The organism is Flavobacterium sp. (genome assembly GCF_049240005.1).
Lineage (GTDB): Bacteria > Bacteroidota > Bacteroidia > Flavobacteriales > Flavobacteriaceae > Flavobacterium.
This window is the reverse complement of sequence record NZ_JBMLTK010000074.1, coordinates 14,677-15,922: the sequence shown is the minus strand read 5'-3', so window position 1 is coordinate 15,922 and position 1,246 is coordinate 14,677. Positions and strand designations below refer to the sequence as shown.

The window sequence follows — 1,246 nt, the reverse complement described above, 5'->3', positions numbered from 1 at the left end:
ACACGCCAACGACGATCACCGTACTGGCGAACGACAACTTTGGCGGAGACGGACCTTCTACAACAGTAGATGTGGTTATCGCTACTCAAGGAGCTAATGGTGTAGCTACAGTAAATACGCAAGGTACTGCTGATTCATCAGACGATACCATTACCTATACTCCGGTTAATTTTAACGGAATTGATACATTTACATATACAATAACAGATAGTAATGGTGATGTTTCTACAGCAATAGTAACCGTTACAGTAAATTGTAATACAGTTTCTACTCCTACGGTAAGTGCAGTGGTTCAACCAAATTGTTCGGTTCCAACAGGTAGTGTGAACTTGACAGGTCTTCCTTCAGGCAATTGGGTAATAAATCCTGGAAATATATCTGGATCTACTACTTCAGCTGTGATCTCAAATTTGGCGCCAGGTAATTATAGTTTCAATGTTACAAATAACAATGGATGCGTATCTTTATCGACAGGATTAATCACAATTAATTCACCGCAGACCGTTCCAGCGGCGCCAACTGTTGTAGTTACATTACAACCAACATGCACAGATCCAACAGGAACGATTGTTGTCACATCTCCTCCTGGAAATACTGGTTTTGAGTACAGTGTTAACGGCGGTACTTATCAGGCATCAACTACTTTCTCAGGATTTTTAACTTCCGGAGTTCACATTGTGACAGTTCGACGTTTAAGTGATCCAACATGCGTATCACCAGGAACTAGTGTCACGCTTAATGCGCAGCCAACTGCTCCAGCCGCACCAACTGTAAGTGTAGTTAGTCAACCAACTTGTGCTAATTCCACAGGAACAGTTGTTGTAACTAATCCTCCTGTAGGAACTGGATTTGAATACTCTGCAGATGGAGTAAATTATCAAGTGTCGAATGTGTTTTCAGGAACATTAACAACTGGAACTTATTTAATAACGACTAGAAGAATTTCAGATGCTACATGTATCTCAGCGGGTACTTCAGTTACGATTAACGCTCAGCCTACAGCTCCAACAGCACCGACTGCTTCAGCTACCTTACAGCCAACTTGTGCAGTTGCTACAGGAACGATCGAGGTAAGCTCACCAGCTTCGGGTACTGGCTTTGAATACAGCATCGATGGTACTACTTACCAATTGTCACCCATCTTTGCCAATGTTGCTTCAGGCACATACAGTGTAACAGTTCGTTCTTTAGCAGATGCTACATGTATCTCAGCGGGTACTTCAGTTACGATTAACGCTCAGCCTAC

1 protein-coding gene is annotated in these 1,246 nt (G+C 42.5%); it reads left to right on the top strand.

Annotated elements, in window-relative coordinates:
* The coding region (locus tag ACOVQQ_RS07880) for an Ig-like domain-containing protein (protein WP_421817767.1) at positions 1-1,246 on the top strand (1,246 nt) is incomplete at both ends.